At 72.9% G+C, this 16,202-nt stretch carries 12 protein-coding genes and 1 tRNA gene; 7 read left to right on the top strand and 6 right to left on the bottom strand.

The genetic code is table 11. From position 1 onward, the window contains the following. Positions 1-10 precede the first annotated feature (10 nt). Complete coding sequence (locus NMQ01_RS03795; protein WP_255185542.1) at positions 11-1,390, bottom strand: NAD(P)/FAD-dependent oxidoreductase; 1,380 nt, start codon at positions 1,388-1,390, stop codon at positions 11-13. A 185-nt stretch (positions 1,391-1,575) separates the two neighbouring features. Here NMQ01_RS03795 and NMQ01_RS03790 point away from each other — a divergent pair, with 185 nt between their 5' ends. After that, positions 1,576-2,097, top strand: a complete 522-nt coding sequence (locus NMQ01_RS03790; protein ID WP_255185541.1) for a 4'-phosphopantetheinyl transferase superfamily protein — start codon at positions 1,576-1,578, stop codon at positions 2,095-2,097. Here NMQ01_RS03790 and NMQ01_RS03785 read toward each other — a convergent pair. The 4 genes from NMQ01_RS03785 to NMQ01_RS03770 all read right to left on the bottom strand — a co-directional run bounded on the left by NMQ01_RS03785 (position 2,064) and on the right by NMQ01_RS03770 (position 10,382). Then, positions 2,064-3,377: a M1 family metallopeptidase gene (locus NMQ01_RS03785; RefSeq protein ID WP_255185540.1), complete on the bottom strand. Its 1,314-nt coding sequence runs from the start codon at positions 3,375-3,377 to the stop codon at positions 2,064-2,066. The two genes, NMQ01_RS03790 and NMQ01_RS03785, sit on opposite strands and share 34 nt — an antisense overlap. Then, the gene (locus NMQ01_RS03780; protein ID WP_255185539.1) at positions 3,374-7,246 is read right to left on the bottom strand and encodes a Pls/PosA family non-ribosomal peptide synthetase; all 3,873 of its coding nucleotides are present in this window, start codon (positions 7,244-7,246) and stop codon (positions 3,374-3,376) included. Before NMQ01_RS03780 ends, NMQ01_RS03785 begins: the two co-directional genes overlap by 4 nt. A gap of 135 nt (positions 7,247-7,381) precedes the next feature. After that, positions 7,382-7,458, bottom strand: a tRNA-Met gene (locus NMQ01_RS03775). A gap of 44 nt (positions 7,459-7,502) precedes the next feature. Beyond that, positions 7,503-10,382, bottom strand: coding sequence for a UPF0182 family protein (locus tag NMQ01_RS03770; protein ID WP_255185538.1), 2,880 nt, complete (start codon positions 10,380-10,382; stop codon positions 7,503-7,505). A 120-nt stretch (positions 10,383-10,502) separates the two neighbouring features. On the opposite strand from NMQ01_RS03770, the gene NMQ01_RS03765 reads away from it, so the two are divergent. Genes NMQ01_RS03765 through NMQ01_RS03750 form a run of 4 tightly spaced genes read left to right on the top strand, consistent with a single transcriptional unit; the run spans position 10,503 to position 12,816 of the window. Continuing rightward, the gene (locus tag NMQ01_RS03765; protein WP_255185537.1) at positions 10,503-11,078 is read left to right on the top strand and encodes a PPA1309 family protein; all 576 of its coding nucleotides are present in this window, start codon (positions 10,503-10,505) and stop codon (positions 11,076-11,078) included. 42 nt (positions 11,079-11,120) lie between these two features. Then, positions 11,121-11,612: an RNA polymerase sigma factor gene (locus NMQ01_RS03760; RefSeq protein WP_255185536.1), complete on the top strand. Its 492-nt coding sequence runs from the start codon at positions 11,121-11,123 to the stop codon at positions 11,610-11,612. Continuing rightward, complete coding sequence (locus NMQ01_RS03755; RefSeq protein ID WP_255185535.1) at positions 11,609-12,208, top strand: methylated-DNA--[protein]-cysteine S-methyltransferase; 600 nt, start codon at positions 11,609-11,611, stop codon at positions 12,206-12,208. Before NMQ01_RS03760 ends, NMQ01_RS03755 begins: the two co-directional genes overlap by 4 nt. Next, a complete protein-coding gene (locus NMQ01_RS03750; RefSeq protein ID WP_255185534.1) occupies positions 12,205-12,816 on the top strand; it encodes a DNA-3-methyladenine glycosylase I in 612 nt (203 codons plus the stop codon). Before NMQ01_RS03755 ends, NMQ01_RS03750 begins: the two co-directional genes overlap by 4 nt. Positions 12,817-12,825: 9 nt before the next feature. Here NMQ01_RS03750 and NMQ01_RS03745 read toward each other — a convergent pair whose 3' ends face one another. After that, a complete protein-coding gene (locus tag NMQ01_RS03745; protein WP_255185533.1) occupies positions 12,826-13,923 on the bottom strand; it encodes a PDZ domain-containing protein in 1,098 nt (365 codons plus the stop codon). A gap of 92 nt (positions 13,924-14,015) precedes the next feature. Here NMQ01_RS03745 and NMQ01_RS03740 point away from each other — a divergent pair, with 92 nt between their 5' ends. Together NMQ01_RS03740 and NMQ01_RS03735 are read left to right on the top strand one after the other, a co-directional pair. Further along, a complete protein-coding gene (locus tag NMQ01_RS03740; protein WP_255185532.1) occupies positions 14,016-15,464 on the top strand; it encodes a zinc-dependent metalloprotease in 1,449 nt (482 codons plus the stop codon). Continuing rightward, on the top strand, positions 15,461-16,087 hold the full coding sequence (locus NMQ01_RS03735; protein ID WP_255185531.1) for an NUDIX hydrolase: 627 nt from the start codon (positions 15,461-15,463) through the stop codon (positions 16,085-16,087). The genes NMQ01_RS03740 and NMQ01_RS03735 overlap by 4 nt, the downstream gene beginning before the upstream one ends. The last annotated feature ends 115 nt before the right edge of the window (positions 16,088-16,202 follow it).

Raw genomic sequence — 16,202 nt, 5'->3', positions numbered from 1 at the left:
GCGCATCGGGTCAGGAGGCGTCGCGCTGCTCCTGCTCACCGGTGCGCGGCAGCTCGGGGAAGGCGTCCTCGCCGAGGTCCTCGATCGCCCGGCGGGCGAAGACCTGCTGCATCGTCGTCGCACGCTCGTTGCGGTTGTTGCCGACGAAGGTGATGATCCAGTTGAGCAGCGTGGAGACGCGGTTCTTGAAGCCGACCATCGCCATGAGGTGCACGGCCAGCCAGGCGAGCCAGGCGATGAAGCCGGTGAGCTTGATCTTGCCGATGCTCGCGACGGCGGAGTACTTCGAGATCGTCGCCATCGAGCCCTTGTCCTTGTAGACGAAGGGGGCCTGCGGCTCCTTGCCCTCGAGACGGCCGATGATCTCCTTGGCCGCGTAGCGGCCGCCCTGGATCGCCAGCTGGGCGACGCCCGGGTAGCCCTTGAGGTTGATCATGTCGCCGACGAGGAAGATCTCGGGGTGACCCTTGAGGGTCAGGTCCTCCTCGACGTGGACGCGCCCAGCGCGGTCGATCTCGGCGCCGGCCTGCTCGGCGACGAGCTTGCCGAGCGGCGAGCCGGCGACACCGGCGGCCCAGACCTTGGTCATGGCCTCGATGCGCTGGGTCGAGCCGTCCTTGTACTTGACGTCGATGCCGGCGCCGTCGACGTCGGTGACCATCGCCCCGAGCTGGACCTCGACGCCACGCTTCTCGAGGCTGGCGCGGGTCTTGCCACCGAGGTGGTCACCGAAGGAGGGCAGCACCTGGTCGGCACCGTCGAGCAGGATGACCCGGGCGTCCTTGGGGTCGATGTGGCGGAACTCGTGGGCGAGCGTCTTGTGCGCGAGCTCGGCGATCTGGCCCGCCATCTCGACTCCGGTCGGGCCGGCGCCGACGACGACGAAGGTGAGCAGCCGCTCGCGGTCCTCGGGGTCGGTCGTGGTCTCGGCCAGCTCGAAGGCACCGAAGATGCGGCCGCGCAGCTCGAGGGCGTTGTCGATGTCCTTCATGCCCGGCGCGTAGCGGGCGAAGTGGTCGTTGCCGAAGTACGACTGTCCGGCACCGGCGGCGATGATCAGGCTGTCGTAGGGCGTGACCGTCTCCTGGCTCAGCGAGCGGGAGGTGACGGTGCGCGCCTCGATGTCGATCTCGTGGACGTCGCCGAGGATCGTGCGCACGTTCTTGTCGCGGGCGAGGATGTCGCGGGTCGCCGGGGCGATGTCGCCCTCGGAGAGGATGCCCGTGGCCACCTGGTAGAGCAGCGGCTGGAAGAGGTGGTGGCCGGTGCGCGAGATGAGGGTGACCTCGACGTCCTTGCCGCTCAGGGACTTCGCGGCGAAGAGGCCGCCGAAGCCGGAACCGATGATGACGACGCGGTGCTTGCCAGAGTTAGCGCTCACGCCTTCCATTGTGGCCCAGCCCATGCCGAAGGGAGAAATCGTGCCCCTATTCCTCTGGTCACAACCGCCCCGGACCTGATAAAGCCCTCACCTCCCCGGCCGCCACCCACCTCCAGTCCGCATTGCCCAACGGCAATGCGGACTGGATCTGCATTGCCGTTGGGCAATGCGGACTCAGGGCCTAGCCTCGCCCCGTGGACATCCAGTGGCACCGGGGGCTGAGCGCGGACGCCGCCCTGCGCGCCCACCTTCTCCGCGGGTCGAGGTGCGAGCTTGCGAGCCTCGAGACCGCCACCGGCCGGCACTGCACGGCCTGCGGCTCCGAGCGCCACGGCCGCCCGTGGGCGCGGCTGGCCGACGGCTCCCGGCCGCACGTCAGCCTGGCCCGCTGCGGCGACGTCGTGGTAACGGCGGTGGACCCCCTTCGTCCCGTCGGCGTCGACGTCGAGGACATCACCGCGGTCGACGCCCGCTGGGACCCCACCCTCGTCCTCGCGCCCGGCGAGCGTGCCGACACACCTGCCGAGCGGGCCGCGACGTGGTGCCGCAAGGAGGCGATCCTCAAGGCGCTGGGCACCGGCCTGCGCACCCCGATGAGCGAGATCCGGTGCGCCAACTGGCCCGTCGAGGACCTGGCCGCACCACCGGGACTGGCCGCGGCCGTCGTGGCGCTCCCGCCCGGTCAGACCGGCAGCGGCGGCAGCTCGACGGCGTAGAGCCAGGCCTCGAAGAGCTCACCGAGGTCTTCGCCCGTGACCCGCTCGGCGTGCTCGACGAACATCGCCGTCGTCACCGTGCGGTGCTGCTGCTCCTCGCACCACGTCCGCAGCACCTCGAAGAAGCGCGCATCCCCGACCCGGCAGCGCAGCGCATGCAGCGTGAGCGCGCCCCGCTTGTAGACCCGGTCGTCGAACATCAGGTCCGGCCCGGGGTCGCCGAGGAGCAGCTCGTCGCCGTCGTCGGTGCGCACCCGCTCGTGGTGCACCTCGGCCCGCTCGCCCACGGTCATCAGGCCGATCCGCTCCGACCACAGCCACTCGGAGTAGCAGGCGAAGCCCTCGTGCAGCCAGATGTCGCGCCAGTGCCCGAGAGTGACCGAGTTGCCCCACCACTGGTGGCTCAGCTCGTGGGCGACGAGCCGGATGCACTCCCAGTCGTCACGCATGAAGTTGCGCCCGAAGGTCGACAGGCCCTGCGACTCCAGCGGGATCTCGAGGTCGTCGTCAGTGATCACGGCGGTGTACGACGCGAAGGGGTAGTCGCCGAAGGTCTCCGCGAAGAAGCCGAGCATCTGCGGCTGCATCCCGAAGGCCGCCTCGAAGCCCTTCTCCGGCCGGTCGGCGGGCGCGACGACGCGCACGGGCACGGGCGCACCCGCCTGGTCGATGACCTCGTAGCGCCCGATCTGCACGGTCGCGAGATAGGTCGCCATCGGCGCGTCCTGCACATAGGTCCACGTCGTCGTGCTCCCCCGGGTCGAGCGGTCGACGAGCTCGCCGGCGATGGCGACGTGGTAGTCGCGGGAGGTGCTCAGCACGAGGCGGTAGGTCGCCTTGTCGTCCGGACGGTCGTTGCACGGGAACCACGACGGGGCGCCATGGGGCTGGGCGGCGACGATGACGCCGTCCGTCAGCTCCTCCCAGCCGGCCTCGCCGAGACGGCGGCTGCGCACCTGCTTGGGGGTGCCCGCGTACCGCACCCGCACCTCGAAGCCCTCCCCCTCGGGCACCGTGCGCCCGAGCGTCACGGCGAGCCGGTCGCCGCGGTGGGAGTAGCGGGCGCTCTCGCCGTCGACGTGGACGCGAGCGACCTTGAGCGCGTGCAGGTCCAGCTCGACCCGGCTCGCCGGCTGCAGCGCGCGGCAGCGCAGCGTGGCCTCGCCGGAGAGCCGGTTGCCGGCGACCTTGTAGTCGAGCTCGAGGTCGTAGTGCTCGACGGCGAAGCTCGCGTCGCCGTGCCCGGGCACGTAGTCGTCGGTGCCGTCCTGGCGCCTCACTCTGTCTCCTCCCACGGACCGATCGGGTTGCCGATCCAGCGTGTGCGCGACGGTACGCCCTCGCCGCGCATGACGAGCGACGCGGGTCCGACGGTCGCGTCCCGGCCGACGCTGGACGAAGGGAGGATGACGCTGTTGGGCCCGAGGGTCGCCCCGGCCTCGAGCACGACCTTGTCCATCTGCAGGACCCGGTCGTGGAAGAGGTGGGTCTGCACGACGCAGCCGTGGTTGACCGTCGAGCCGTCGCCGAGCTCGACGAGGTCGCTCTCGGGGAGCCAGTAGGTGTCGCACCAGACTCCCTCGCCGACCTTGCTGCCCATGAGCCGCAGCCAGGCGTTGAGCGCCGGGGTGCCGGCGGTGATGCGGGCGAACCACGGGGCGGCGAGCATCTCGGTGAAGGTGTCGGCGAGCTCGTTGCGCCAGACGAAGGAGGTCCACAGCTCGTGGTCGCCGGCGCGGTGGCGCCCGACGATGAGCCACTTGGCGAGCACGGTGACGGCGGCCGCGAGGTGCCCGGCGACGAGCAGGACCGGGCCGGCGAGCAGCACGGCCGCCCACACCGACCGGTCGAGGAGGGCGAGCAGGGTCGCCCCGACCCCGACGGGCAGCGCGACGCTGCAGACGAGAGGCACGACGCGGCAGAGCTCGACGACCGACCGCAGGGCCTTGAGCCGGGTCGGCGGGTCGTAGGTGCGGCTCGCGTCCTGCTCGTCGGCGGTGCGCCGCAGCTTGCGCGGGGGCGAGCCGATGTAGGAGGCGCCGGCCTTGGCCTTGGCCCGCTGCGGGGCGGCGGAGAGCACGGCGACGAGCGAGCGCTTGGGCACCCGGCGGCCGGGCGCGAGCATGCCGGAGTTGCCGACGAAGGCCCGCTTGCCGACCTTGACCCTCTCGACGCGGACCCAGCCGCCACCGAGCTCGTAGGAGCCGATGAGGGTGTCGTCGGCGAGGAAGGCGTGGCCGCCCACCCGCACGAGCTTGGGCACGAGCAGCACCGTCGAGGCCTCGACGCCCTCGCCGACGCGAGCGCCGAGCAGCCGCAGCCAGATCGGGGTGAAGGCGCTGGAGTAGATCGGGAAGAGCCACTCGCGCGCCTCGTCGAGCAGCCGCACGGTGTAGATGATCGCCAGCCCCTGCACCGAACGCACCGGGAAGTGACCGGGCTCGATCCGGCTGCCGAGCAGCCGGGTGAGGCCGAGGACGAGCAGGGCGAGCGCGATGAACCCGACGACGGCGGCCAGCGGCAGCCACGGCAGCGCGGCGCGCACCGCCTCGCCGAGCGAGTCGGCCCCCGAGACGCCCGGCCAGAGCACGAGGCCACCGACGAGGGTCGCCACACCGGGCAGGCTCGCGACGAGCGGGGCGATGAGCCCCATGCCGACGAGCCAGCGGCGCGGGGCCGGCGCGTCCTCCCGCGACCACGGGCCCCGGGCCGATGCCTGGCGCTCGGCCGGCGAGCCGGACCAGAACTCCCCCGCCGTCACGCTCCCGAGGACGTGCGAGCCGGGGGCGACCTCGGCCCCCGCGCCGACGACCGTGCCGGGCGAGAGGGTGCTGCGTGCGCCGACGCGCGCGTGGTCACCGATGGTGATCGGGCCGACCTGCACCCGGTCGCCGTCGATCCAGGAGCCGAGCAGGTCGACCTCGGGCTCGATGGCCGCACCCGCGCCGACGTCGAGCCAGCCGGTGACCGGCGGGAGGGCGTGCAGGTCGACGCCCTCGCCGATCCGTGCCCCGAGCAGCCGCGCGTACCAGCGGAACCAGACGGCCCCGGACAGCGCCGCCGCCGCGAGCTCGTCCTGCGTGCGAGCGGCCAGCCACAGCCGCAGGTGGACCTTGCCGCCGCGCGGGTGGGAGCCCGGGGTCACCCCGCGCAGCACGAGCCGGGCCAGGGCCGCGGCGAGCAGCATGCGCCCGGGGCCGGTGAGGAAGACCAGGCCCATGGGCACGACGAGCCACAGCGGGAAGGTCGGCAGCCACGGCAGGGCGAGGTGGCCGATGGTGGAGCCGAGCATGATCCAGGCGAGCCAGCGCATGCCGGCCAGAGCACGAAGGGGGATCATCCCGACGAGCTGCGCCACCTGGGTCTTCGTGCGGATCGGGCGGACCTTGCGGTTGGTCCGCACCATCGTCGAGGTCGCCATCGCCTCGTCGAGCCAGGCGCCGAGGTCTCCGATCGTCGGGTGGGCGTAGAGGTCGCCGACGGTCGTCTCGGGGTGCTTCTCCCGCAGCCGGCTGACGACCTGCGCGGCGGTGAGCGAGCCTCCCCCGAGGTCGAAGAAGTCGTCGCTCGGGTCGCCGACGTCGGCGCCGATGACCTCGGCCCAGATGCCGGCGACCCACTGCGCGGTCTCGCCGAGCTCCCCCTTCGCCGGGGTGTCGCCGGAGGTGGGCAGGGGCCACGGCAGGGCGTCGCGGTCGACCTTGCCCGAGGTGCGGGTCGGCAGCTCGTCGACGACGGCCAGGCGCGGCACGAGGGCTGCGGGCATCCGCTCGCGCAGCAGGTCGCGGGCGTGCGCGGCGTCGTAGCGCTCGTCGGTCGTCAGGTAGCCGACGAGCAGCTTGTTGCCCGCGGCGGTCGCACGCACGGCGGCGGCCGCCGAGACGACGCCGGGCACGCGGAGCAGCTGCTCGTCGATCTCGCCGAGCTCGATGCGTCGGCCGCCGAGCTTGATCTGGTCGTCGGCGCGACCGGCGAAGACGAGACCGGCCGGGTCGTTGCGCACGACGTCGCCGGAGCGGTAGGCGCGATCCCAGCCGAGGGTGGGCATGGGGGCGTACTTCTCGGCGTCCTTGGCCGGGTCGAGATAGCGGGCGAGGCCGACACCGCCGATGATCAGCTCGCCGGACTCCCCTTCGGCCACCGGGTGGCCCTCGCCGTCGACGACCGCGAGGTCCCAGCCGTCGAGCGGCAGGCCGATGCGCACGGGGTCGGAGCCGTCGAGCATCGCGCCGCACGCGACGACGGTGGCCTCGGTGGGACCATAGGTGTTCCACACCTCGCGGCCCTCACGCTGCAGGCGCGAGGCGAGCTCGGGCGGGCAGGCCTCGCCGCCCATGATGAGCAGCCGCACCCGCTCGAGCGAGCTCGGCGGCCACAGCGAGACGAGGGTCGGCACGGTCGAGACGATGGTGATCTCGTTGGCCACGAGCCACGGGCCGACGTCGACGCCGGAGCGCACGAGCGAGCGCGGCGCGGGCACGAGGCAGGCGCCGTAGGCCCAGGCGAGCCACATCTCCTCGCAGCTGGCGTCGAAGGCGACCGACAGGCCCGCCATGACCCGGTCGCTCGGCCCGATCGGGTCGTCGACGAGGAACATCCGCGCCTCGGCGTCGACGAAGGCGGCGGCATTGCGGTGGGTGACGGCGACCCCCTTCGGCGTGCCGGTGGAGCCGGAGGTGAAGATCACCCAGGCGTCGTCCTCGGGGGTGGGCGCCGCCGGCTCGATCGGCGAACGGCCCTGTGCCACAGCGGTGGTCGTGACGACGAGGTCGTTGCCGATGATCGCGGCCGCCCGCGACTCCGAGAAGACGACCCGCGCCCGCTCGTCGGGGTCGTCGGCGTCGACGGGCACGTAGGCGGCGCCGGCGACGAGCACGCCGATGATCGCCACGTAGAGGTCGGTGGAGCCGGAGCGGATGCGCACCCCGACCTTGTCCCCCGGCCCGATGCCGAGCTCCGCGAGCTGATCGGCCAGCGCCGTCGCGGCCTCGGCGAGCTCGGCATAGGTGAGCATCTCCTGGCCGCTGTCGACGGCCCGCGCGTCCGGGTGCTCCTCGACGACCCCCATGAAGATGTCGACGAGCGTGCGCGGCGCGGGCGCGCGATCGCCGGCCAGGAGCGAAGGGAGCAGGGGCGAGGGTGGCGTCACGCGCTGAAGGATCCCCCACGAAGGTGAACGATCGGCGCACCGGGTGCCCCGGTCCCTGAGGAGGCCGCCCGCGGCCGTCTCGAAGGGCCGGACATGCGAGAGGCCCCCGACCAGATGGTCGGGGGCCTCTCGGAGTGGTAGCGGGGGCAGGATTTGAACCTGCGACCTCCGGGTTATGAGCCCGGCGAGCTACCGAACTGCTCCACCCCGCGTCGTTGCGTTCTCAACTCTACGTGAACGCACGGGGCACACCAAATCAGCCCTCGTCGAGAGTCGCCGAGCCGCCTCCCGGCTGCGCCTCGGCGGCGTCCTCGAGGTACTTCTTCAGCTCCTTCTGGGCCTCGCCGTAGGCGGTGAAGTCGCCCTTCTCGAGGGCCTCCTCCGAGTCCTTGTAGGCCTGCTGCATGCCGGCGATCGCCTCGCGGAGCTTCTTCTCGTCGGCGGTGAGGTTCTTCGGCTCGGCCGGCTCCTTGCCCTTCGGCTCCTTGCTGCCGTCGTCACCGCCGTCCACGCCCGCGTCGCCGCCGAAGAGCTCGTCGAGGGCGGCGTCGAGGGTCTGGCCCCACGCCACCCGCCCGGCGAAGGTCGCGACGACGACCCGCAACTGCGGGTAGCTCGTGCCCGAAGCCGAGGAGACGTAGATCGGCTCGACGTGGAGGAAACCCTCGCCCACCGGCAGCGCGAGCTGGTTGCCGAAGTGCACCTGCGAGCCACCGCGGTTGGCGTTGTTGATCCAGTCGGTCAGCGTCTGCGAGCCCGAGCCGGTCGTCGCCGTCGAGGAGACGATGTTGTTCTGCACCTGGCCGACGCCCGGGACGGTCGTGTCCCGTGGCACCGAGAGCAGGCGCAGGTCGCCGTAGCCGTCGGCCGGCTTGCCCGCCGTCGACCCGGCATCGCCGTCGGCCGACAGGTAGCCGGCCATGACATTGCGCGTGCCCCGCGGGATGTAGGTCGAGGTGAGCGACCACACCGGCTCGCGCTGGTCGGGCATCGCGAGCGAGAGGAAGTAGGGCGGCTGGGCCACACCGTCGTCCCCGCGGGAGGGATCGTCCGGCACCCGCCAGCGGTCCTGTCCGGCGCGGAAGTCGCTCGCCGCGGTCACGTGGTAGTCGGCGAGGACCGCGCGCTGCATGCGGAAGATGTCCTCGGGGTAGCGCAGGTGCGACATGAGGTCGCCGCTGATCGACTGCGTGCTCTTGAGCAGCCCCGGGAAGGCCTTGTCCCAGGCGTTGACGATCGGGTCCTCGTCGTCCCACTTGTAGAGCCGCACGGTGCCGTCGTAGGCGTCGACGGTCGCCTTGACCGAGTTGCGCATGTAGTTGATCCGGTCGCCGACGAGCGAGCTGTTGCGCTGCGTCTGCACCGAGGAGACCTGCCCCGACTGCACGCCCGAGATGGAGAAGGCGGTGCTGTAGGGGTAGTCGTTGGAGGTCGTGTAGCCGTCGACGACCCACTGGATGCGACCGTCGACGACCGTCGGGTAGACGTCGTCGTCGAGGGTCAGCCACGGCGCGACCCGCTGGACGCGCTCGGTGGGCGTGCGGTGCTCGAGCAGGCGCGAGTCGCCACCGACCGCGTCGGAGAGCAGGAACTTCAGGTCGCGGTGGGTGATGGCATAGGCGGCTTGCCGGGGCCACGAGCCGATGCCCACGCCGCCCTCGCCCTGGTAGGTGTAGCGCGACTCCTCGCCGCCCGTCGGCCGGTCGACCTCGCGCGGGGTCGAGGTGTCGCCCTGCCCGACGATGGAGAAGTGGCGCATCTCCTCGCCGAAGTAGATCCGCGGCTCGTACTCGCCGATCGCGCTCGTGGGGTTGAGCCACTCCGGGTCGCCACCGCGCGACTGCGCACCGCGAGCCATGACCAGGCCGTAGCCGTGCGTGTAGACGGTGTGGTCGTTGACCCAGTCGCGCCGGTCCGAGGGCACCTTGTCGAGGTCGAGCTCGCGGGCCCCGACGACGACGTCGACCATGTCGCCGTCGACGTCGTAGCGGTCGACGTCGAGCTCGTCGTGGAAGGTGTAGTAGGGCTGCTGCGCCTGCAGCTCCTGGTAGGTCGGGCTGACGACCGCCGGGTCGAGCAGGCGGATGCCGGGGATCGAGTCGGCGTCCTCGCGCAGCTGCCCGGACGAGACGTCGGAGACCGCGTCATAGCTCGACGTCTTGACGTCGGTGACGCCGTAGGCCGCCCGGGTCGCGTCGATGTTGCGCTGGAGATAGGGCTCCTCGAGCGAGTTGCGCGAGGGCGAGACCTTGTAGGTCTCGACGAGGGCCGGGTAGATCGAGCCGACGACGACCGACAGCACGACGAGCGTGCCGACGGCGATGACCGGCAGGCGCCACGAGCGCGAGCGCACCGAGGCGAGGAAGAGCCCGGCGCACATCGCCGCGGCGACGGCGAGGATGTACTTCGTCGGCACGATGGCGTGCGCGCCGGTGTACCCGACACCGGTGAGGACCTCCCCTTCGCGCGTCGTCAGGCCGTGGGCGTCGAGGACATAGCTCCACGCCCGCAGCAGCGCGAGGACGGCGGCGATGATCGCCAGGTGGAGGAAGGCCGCGCGGCTGGACCGGCCGCGGCCCGGCGGGACGATGCCGCCGTAGACGTAGTGCGCGAAGAGCGCGGCGAGCAGGGTCGCGATGGCGACGACGGTGAGGAAGCCGACGAGGAAGCTCCACCACGGCAGGGCGAAGAGGTAGTAGCCGACGTCGCGGCCGAACTCGGGATCGGTCACGCCGGTGGAGCTGCCGTTGCGCCACAGCATCCAGGTCTGCCACTGGGCGGCGGCGGCCAGTCCGCCGAGGATCCCCAGGACCGAAGGGAGGGCGATCGCCGTCGCGCGACGGAAGGGTTCGATGGCGCTGCGGTACTGCGCGAGCGCGTGCTCGCCGGCCGTCATCGGCACGGTCAGCGGGCGGGTGCGGTGGGCGAGCCACAGGCTCACCCCGACGGGCACGGCCGTGAGCAGGCCGCCGACGACGAAGAGCATGACCTGGGTGCGCAGCCGCGACCACCACATGCCGGAGTAGCCGAGGGAGCCGAACCACAGCGACTCGGTCCACAGCGAGGCGGCGAGGCTGACGGCCACGACCACCGCCGCGACGGCGAGCAGCACCTTGGCCAGGCGTGCCTGCGGCACGCGTGAGGCGGGGGGCCCCTCTCCCCGGGGCGGCTGCTCGCCCCCCTTGTCTTCCGGCCAACTCGCGCTGCTCATGGTGGGGCCACCGTACCCAGCCCGGCTGGGGGCCCGTAGGGCAGCATGGTCTTCGTGCCCGACTCGTCACCAGACCAGACCCCCGACCCCGCGCCGCAGCCGACCACCGAGCCGCTCGCCGTCGCCGCCCTCGAGACCGAGCGCCACGTCGCCTCCGCCGGGTGGGACCAGAACCCCCGCGTCTTCGCCCTCGTCGACACCGCCTCCCTCGCCGCGGCCGAGCCGCAGCTGGCCGCTGCCCTGAGCGGCGACGCCGACCGGGCCCCCGGCGCCCTCACGGCCATCGAGCAGGAGGACCTGCCCCGCACGTCCAACCTCGAGTCCCTCCTCGGTCGGATGGCCTGGCCCGAGACCGTCGACGGGGTCGCCCTCGCCGTCGAGCGGGTCGTCATCCCGCCGGGCGCCGAGCGCGACCTGCCGCAGGACCCCGACGAGGCCGTCGACGCCCTCGCCCAGCACCCGCAGCGGCAGGACGTGCGCCTGCTCGTCGCCGTCCACCGCGACGGCCGGGCCGTGTGCCTGCTGCGGCAGCGGGCCAACGACCGCGACGACCGGGTTGCCACCGGTGAGGACATCGCCCCCGGCCTCGTCCACGCCCTGCGGGCGACGCTGGAGGACTGACCTCACACCCGGGCGCGCCCACGCGTCTACCCGGTGATGACGATGCAGCAGCCCTTCGAGACCGCGGTCGCGCAGCACGGCGACACCGTGCTGCGGGTCTGCCGCGCCGTCCTCGGCCCCGGGCCGGACGCCGACGACGCGTGGTCGGAGACCTTCCTCGCGGCGCTCCGCTCGTGGCCGGACCTCGACGAGGACACCACCGTCCAGGCCTGGCTCGTGCGCGTCGCCCACCGCAAGGCGATCGACGTGACCCGGGCCAGGGCCCGGCAGGCGGTGCCCACGGACGACCTGCCGGACCTCCCTTCGCCCGTCGGCAACCCCGGCGAAGGGGGTGGCGACCTCTGGCAGGTCGTGGCCCGGCTGCCGGAGCGCCAGCGGCTGGCCGTCGCCTACCACTACCTCGGCGGGCTGCCGCACACGCAGACGGCCGAGCTCATCGGCGGCACCCCGGCGGCCGTGCGCCGCGCCGCCTCCGACGGGATCGCGCGGCTGCGCGCGATGCTCGCCGACGACCGACAAGGAGAGATGTCATGACGACCGACGTGAGCCCGGAGGACTTCACCGTGACGGCCGGCGACCGTGAGCGGCTGCGCGGGCGGCTGGCCGCGGCCGCCGACGCCGAAGGGCTGCTCGACGTCGCCTACCGGACCGTCGACTCCCCCGTCGGGCCGCTGCTGCTCGCGGCGACGACGACCGGGCTGGTGCGGGTGGCCTTCGAGCGGGAGGGCTTCGACGAGGTGCTCGAGTCGCTCGCCGCGCGGGTGAGCCCGCGGGTGCTCGAGGCGCCGGCCCGGCTCGACGCGGTCGCCGCGGAGCTCGAGGAGTACTTCGCCGGCCGCCGGCACGACTTCGACCTGCCGCTCGACCTGTCGCTGTCGTCCGGGTTCCGCCAGGAGGTGCAGGCCTGGCTGCCGCACATCGGCTACGGGAGCACGCAGACCTATCGCGAGGTGGCCGAGCACGTCGGTCGGCCGCGCGCGGTGCGCGCCGTCGGCACGGCCTGCGCGACCAACCCGCTGCCCGTCGTCGTCCCCTGCCACCGGGTGCTGCGCTCCGACGGGTCGCTCGGCGGCTACCTCGGCGGTCTCGAGGCGAAGTCGACCCTCCTCGCGCTCGAGGCGGCCGCATGAGCGCCGACACCGGCGTCGTCGTCGGCGAGGACGGGCTGGCCCGACCCACGTGGGCGAGCACCGACCCCCTGATCCGCGACTACTACGACACCGAGTGGGGCATGCCGGTGCGAGACGAGCAGGGGCTCTTCGAGCGGATCAGCCTCGAGGCCTTCCAGTCCGGGCTGTCGTGGGCGACGATCCTGCGCAAGCGACCGGCCTTCCGCACGGCCTTCGACGGCTTCGACCCCGAGGTCGTCGCGGCCTACGGCGACGACGACGTCGAGCGCCTCATGGCCGACGCCGGCATCGTGCGCAACCGGGCGAAGATCCTCGCCACGATCGGCAATGCCGCCGCGACCGTCCGGCTGCGCGAGGACGGCGGGCTCGTCGACTTCGTGTGGTCCTTCCAGCCGGAGCAGACGCCCCGGCCGCGCACCATCGCCGAGGTCCCGACCCGCTCCCCCGAGTCGCTCGCCCTGTCCAAGGCGCTGCGCGCCCGCGGCTTCTCCTTCGTCGGCCCGACGACGATGTACGCGCTCATGGAGGCGGTCGGCATCGTCGACACCCACCTGCTCCACTCCCACCGGCGCGGCAGCTCCGGCGTCTGGGAGGAGCACTCCGGCTGACGGACCACCTCAGCGGGACGTCGCCACGACCTGCTCGCACGTGGGCAGGTCGGAGGTCTTCCCCTTCGCGATGGCCTCGACGGCCTCCGTGGCCTCCTCGAAGTCGCCGACCGCGGTGACGTGCAGACCCTCGGGGACGTGCCCGACGACCTCGTCGCAGTTGCTCTCCGGGGCGAGGAACCACTTCGCGCCGCCGTCCTGGGCGCCGATGAGCTTCTGCGCGATGCCGCCGATCGGGCCGACGGTGCCGGAGTCGTCGATGGTGCCGGTGCCGGCGATCTCCTTGCCGCCGGTCATCTCGCCCGGCGTGATGCGGTCGCGCACGGCGAGGGCGAACATCATCCCCGCGCTCGGCCCGCCGACGTCGCCGGCGTCGATGCGCACCTCGTAGGGGTAGTCGTACTTCGGCTCGATGCCGATGCCGATGCCGGCGCGGCCGCCGCCGAGGTCGGTGGTGCGCACCCGGACCTCGCGCTCACGGCCCTTGCGCTCGACGGTCAGCGTCACCGTGTCACCCGGCTCGCGGTCGGAGATCGCGGCGACGATGTCGGCGACGTGCGGGGTGCGCGTGCCGTCGACGGCCTGCACCCGGTCCTCGAGCGCGAGCCGACCGTCGGCCGGCAGGCCCTCCGCGATCGTCGCGACGAGGTTGTCCTGCGGGACCTTGACCCCGGTGCTGCGCATGCCGACGGCGATCGAGTTCTTCTGCGCGCCCTGCATCTGCGCGGTGTTCATCTGCTTGATCTGCTCGTCGGTGCTGTCCTTGGGGAAGACCTCCTCCTCCGGCACCACCCGCGCGCTGGAGTCGAGCTTGCCGGCGACCCACTCCCACGCCGAGATGTGGCGGTCGGGGCCGCCGATGACCCGCACGGTCGTGAAGAAGAGGGCGCCGTCGGTCGGGTAGGTCTTCGCGCCCGTGACCCGCACGAGGTCGGTGCCGTCGTCGAGCCTGCCGAGGGTGTCGGTCACCGGGCCCGGCTTCTCCACGGCATAGGGCACCTTGATGAAGCTGCCGCCGACGACGACGATGAGCAGGACGAAGGCCACGGCGAGGACCCATCTGGCGATGCGCTCGCTGCGCGGGATGGAGTGCACCGGCTCGGTCACAGGACCTCCTGCCCCGGGTGGGAACCATCCGGGACCGCTCGTGGTTGGGTTGAAGGACAGCACATCCTCTCAGGAAGAGACGAGACGCCCACGTGAGCAACGACCCCAGCACCCCATCCGGTTCCCCCGGGGACGACGGTCTGCCTCCGGAGATCGCGAGGATCTTCCGCGATCTCAACGGCGGACGTGACCTGCCGCCCCAGGTCGTCGAGCAGCTCAAGGCCATGGGCATCGGCGACGCCGACCCCGCGCAGGTCGCGGCGATGACCTCCCAGATCACGTCGATGTTCACCCCCGGCGCCATGACGAAGGGGGTGGACATCACCTCCGCGGTGACGGCCGCGCAGGAGGCCGCCGAGGACGACGACCACGAGATGGGTCCGCGCGAGCGCGGCCTCGCCGAGCAGGCCGTGCACGTCGCGTCGATGTGGCTCGACCAGGTGACCGACCTCGAGGCCCCCGGGCTCACCGGCGCGGCCCTGTCCCGGGCCGAGTGGATCGAGGCGACCATGCCGGTCTGGGCCTCGCTCGTCGACCCGGTCGCCGACGGGCTGTCCGCCGCCATCCGCGACTCCTTCACCTCCCGGCTCCAGGGGCCCGACGCCCCCGACCTGCAGGCCCTCGGGCTGCCGGCCGGCATGGACCTGTCGATGCTGGCCCAGCAGATGGCTCCCTTCGTCGACACGATGGCGTCCTCCCTCATCACCGGCCAGACCGCGGAGGCCGTCGGGGCGCTGTCGTCCGAGACCCTGACCGCGACCGAGGCCGGCGTGCCGCTGCTCACGACGCAGGTGGGGCTGCTGCCGGGCAATGTCGCCGACTTCGCCGAGGGGCTCGACGTCGAGCTCGACGAGGTGTGGCTGCACCTGGCGGCCCGGGAGGTCGCGCGGATGCGGCTCTTCACCGCCGTGCCGTGGATCGGCCCGCAGATCCTCGCCGCCATCCAGTCCTATGCCCGCGGCATGGCGATCGACACCGACGCCATCGACGCCGCCGTGCGCGAGGTCGACCCAAGCGACCCCTCGGCGATCCAGGAGGCGCTGACCGGCAGCTTCCTCAACCCCGCGCCCACCGCCGCCCAGCAGCACGCCCTCGGCCAGCTCGAGACCTGGCTGGCGCTCATCGAGGGCTGGGTCGACCACGTCGCCGCCCGGGCCACCGCCGACCATCTGCCGCACACCGTGGCGATGACCGAGATGATCCGTCGTCGGCGCGCGACCGGTGGGCCGGCCGAGCGCACCTTCGCCGGGCTCGTCGGGCTCGAGCTGCGGCCGCGCCGCCTGCGCGACGCCGCCAACCTCTTCGCCGCCCTCGAGGAGCGGGTCGGCGCCGCCGGTCGCGACGGCGTGTGGGCGCATCCCGACGTCGCGCCGACCGCCGCCGACCTCGACGACGTGCTCGGCTTCGTCGAGCGCACCGCCGCCGGCGGGGGTGGCAACGAGCGCAGCGACCTCGACGACGTGCTCGAGTCGATCCTGCGCGAGGCGGACGAAGGCGGCTCTGCCGCAGGCGGATCCGGCTCCGACGACCCGACCGCGTGAGCGCGCCGGGGAACGGCGCGGCCAGCGGTGGCCCGGCCGGCGGCGGCGCGGCTGGCGGCGGCGCGGCAGCAGCCACCGGTACGCACGCCCACCTCGACGCCGACCTGCGCGCCGTGCTCGAGGCCTGGCCCGCGCCGACGCCCGAGCAGGAGCAGCTGCGCCGCGACTACCTCGCCCACCTCTCCGCGCACGCCGACGCGAGCGCCAAGGCCGGCCCGCCGGCCCACTTCACCGCGTCGTGCCTCGTCGTCGACGAGCCGCGCGAGCGGGTGCTGCTCACCCTGCACCGCAAGGTCGGTCGCTGGCTGCAGTTCGGCGGGCACATCGAGGCCGACGACCCGAGCGTCGCCGCCGCCGCGCTGCGCGAGGCCGTCGAGGAGTCGGGTCTGCCCGCCGGCAGCCTCCACCTCCTCCCCGGTCCGGCGCAGCTCGACCGGCACGCGCTGGGGTCGGGCTTCACGAGGTGCACCGAGCACCTCGACCTGCGGTGGATCGCCGTCGCCGACCCCGGCGCCGAGCCGGTCGTCTCGCCGGAGTCGCTCGACGTCGCGTGGTGGCCGGTCGACGCCCTGCCGCCCGACACCGACGCCTCCATCCGCGCCCTCATCTCCGCATTGCCGTAGGGCAATGCAGACGGCCGCGCTCCCATCTCTGCATTGCCCAACGGCAATGCAGCGTCCAAGGCCTGTGGATGACGCGGCCGCCGCCGCGGCGAGATCCGACACAGTGGGCAGACCA

It is taken from the genome of Janibacter sp. CX7, from assembly GCF_024362365.1.
In the GTDB taxonomy this organism is placed as follows: Bacteria; Actinomycetota; Actinomycetes; order Actinomycetales; family Dermatophilaceae; genus Janibacter.
This window is presented reverse-complemented; position numbering and strand designations above follow the sequence as displayed.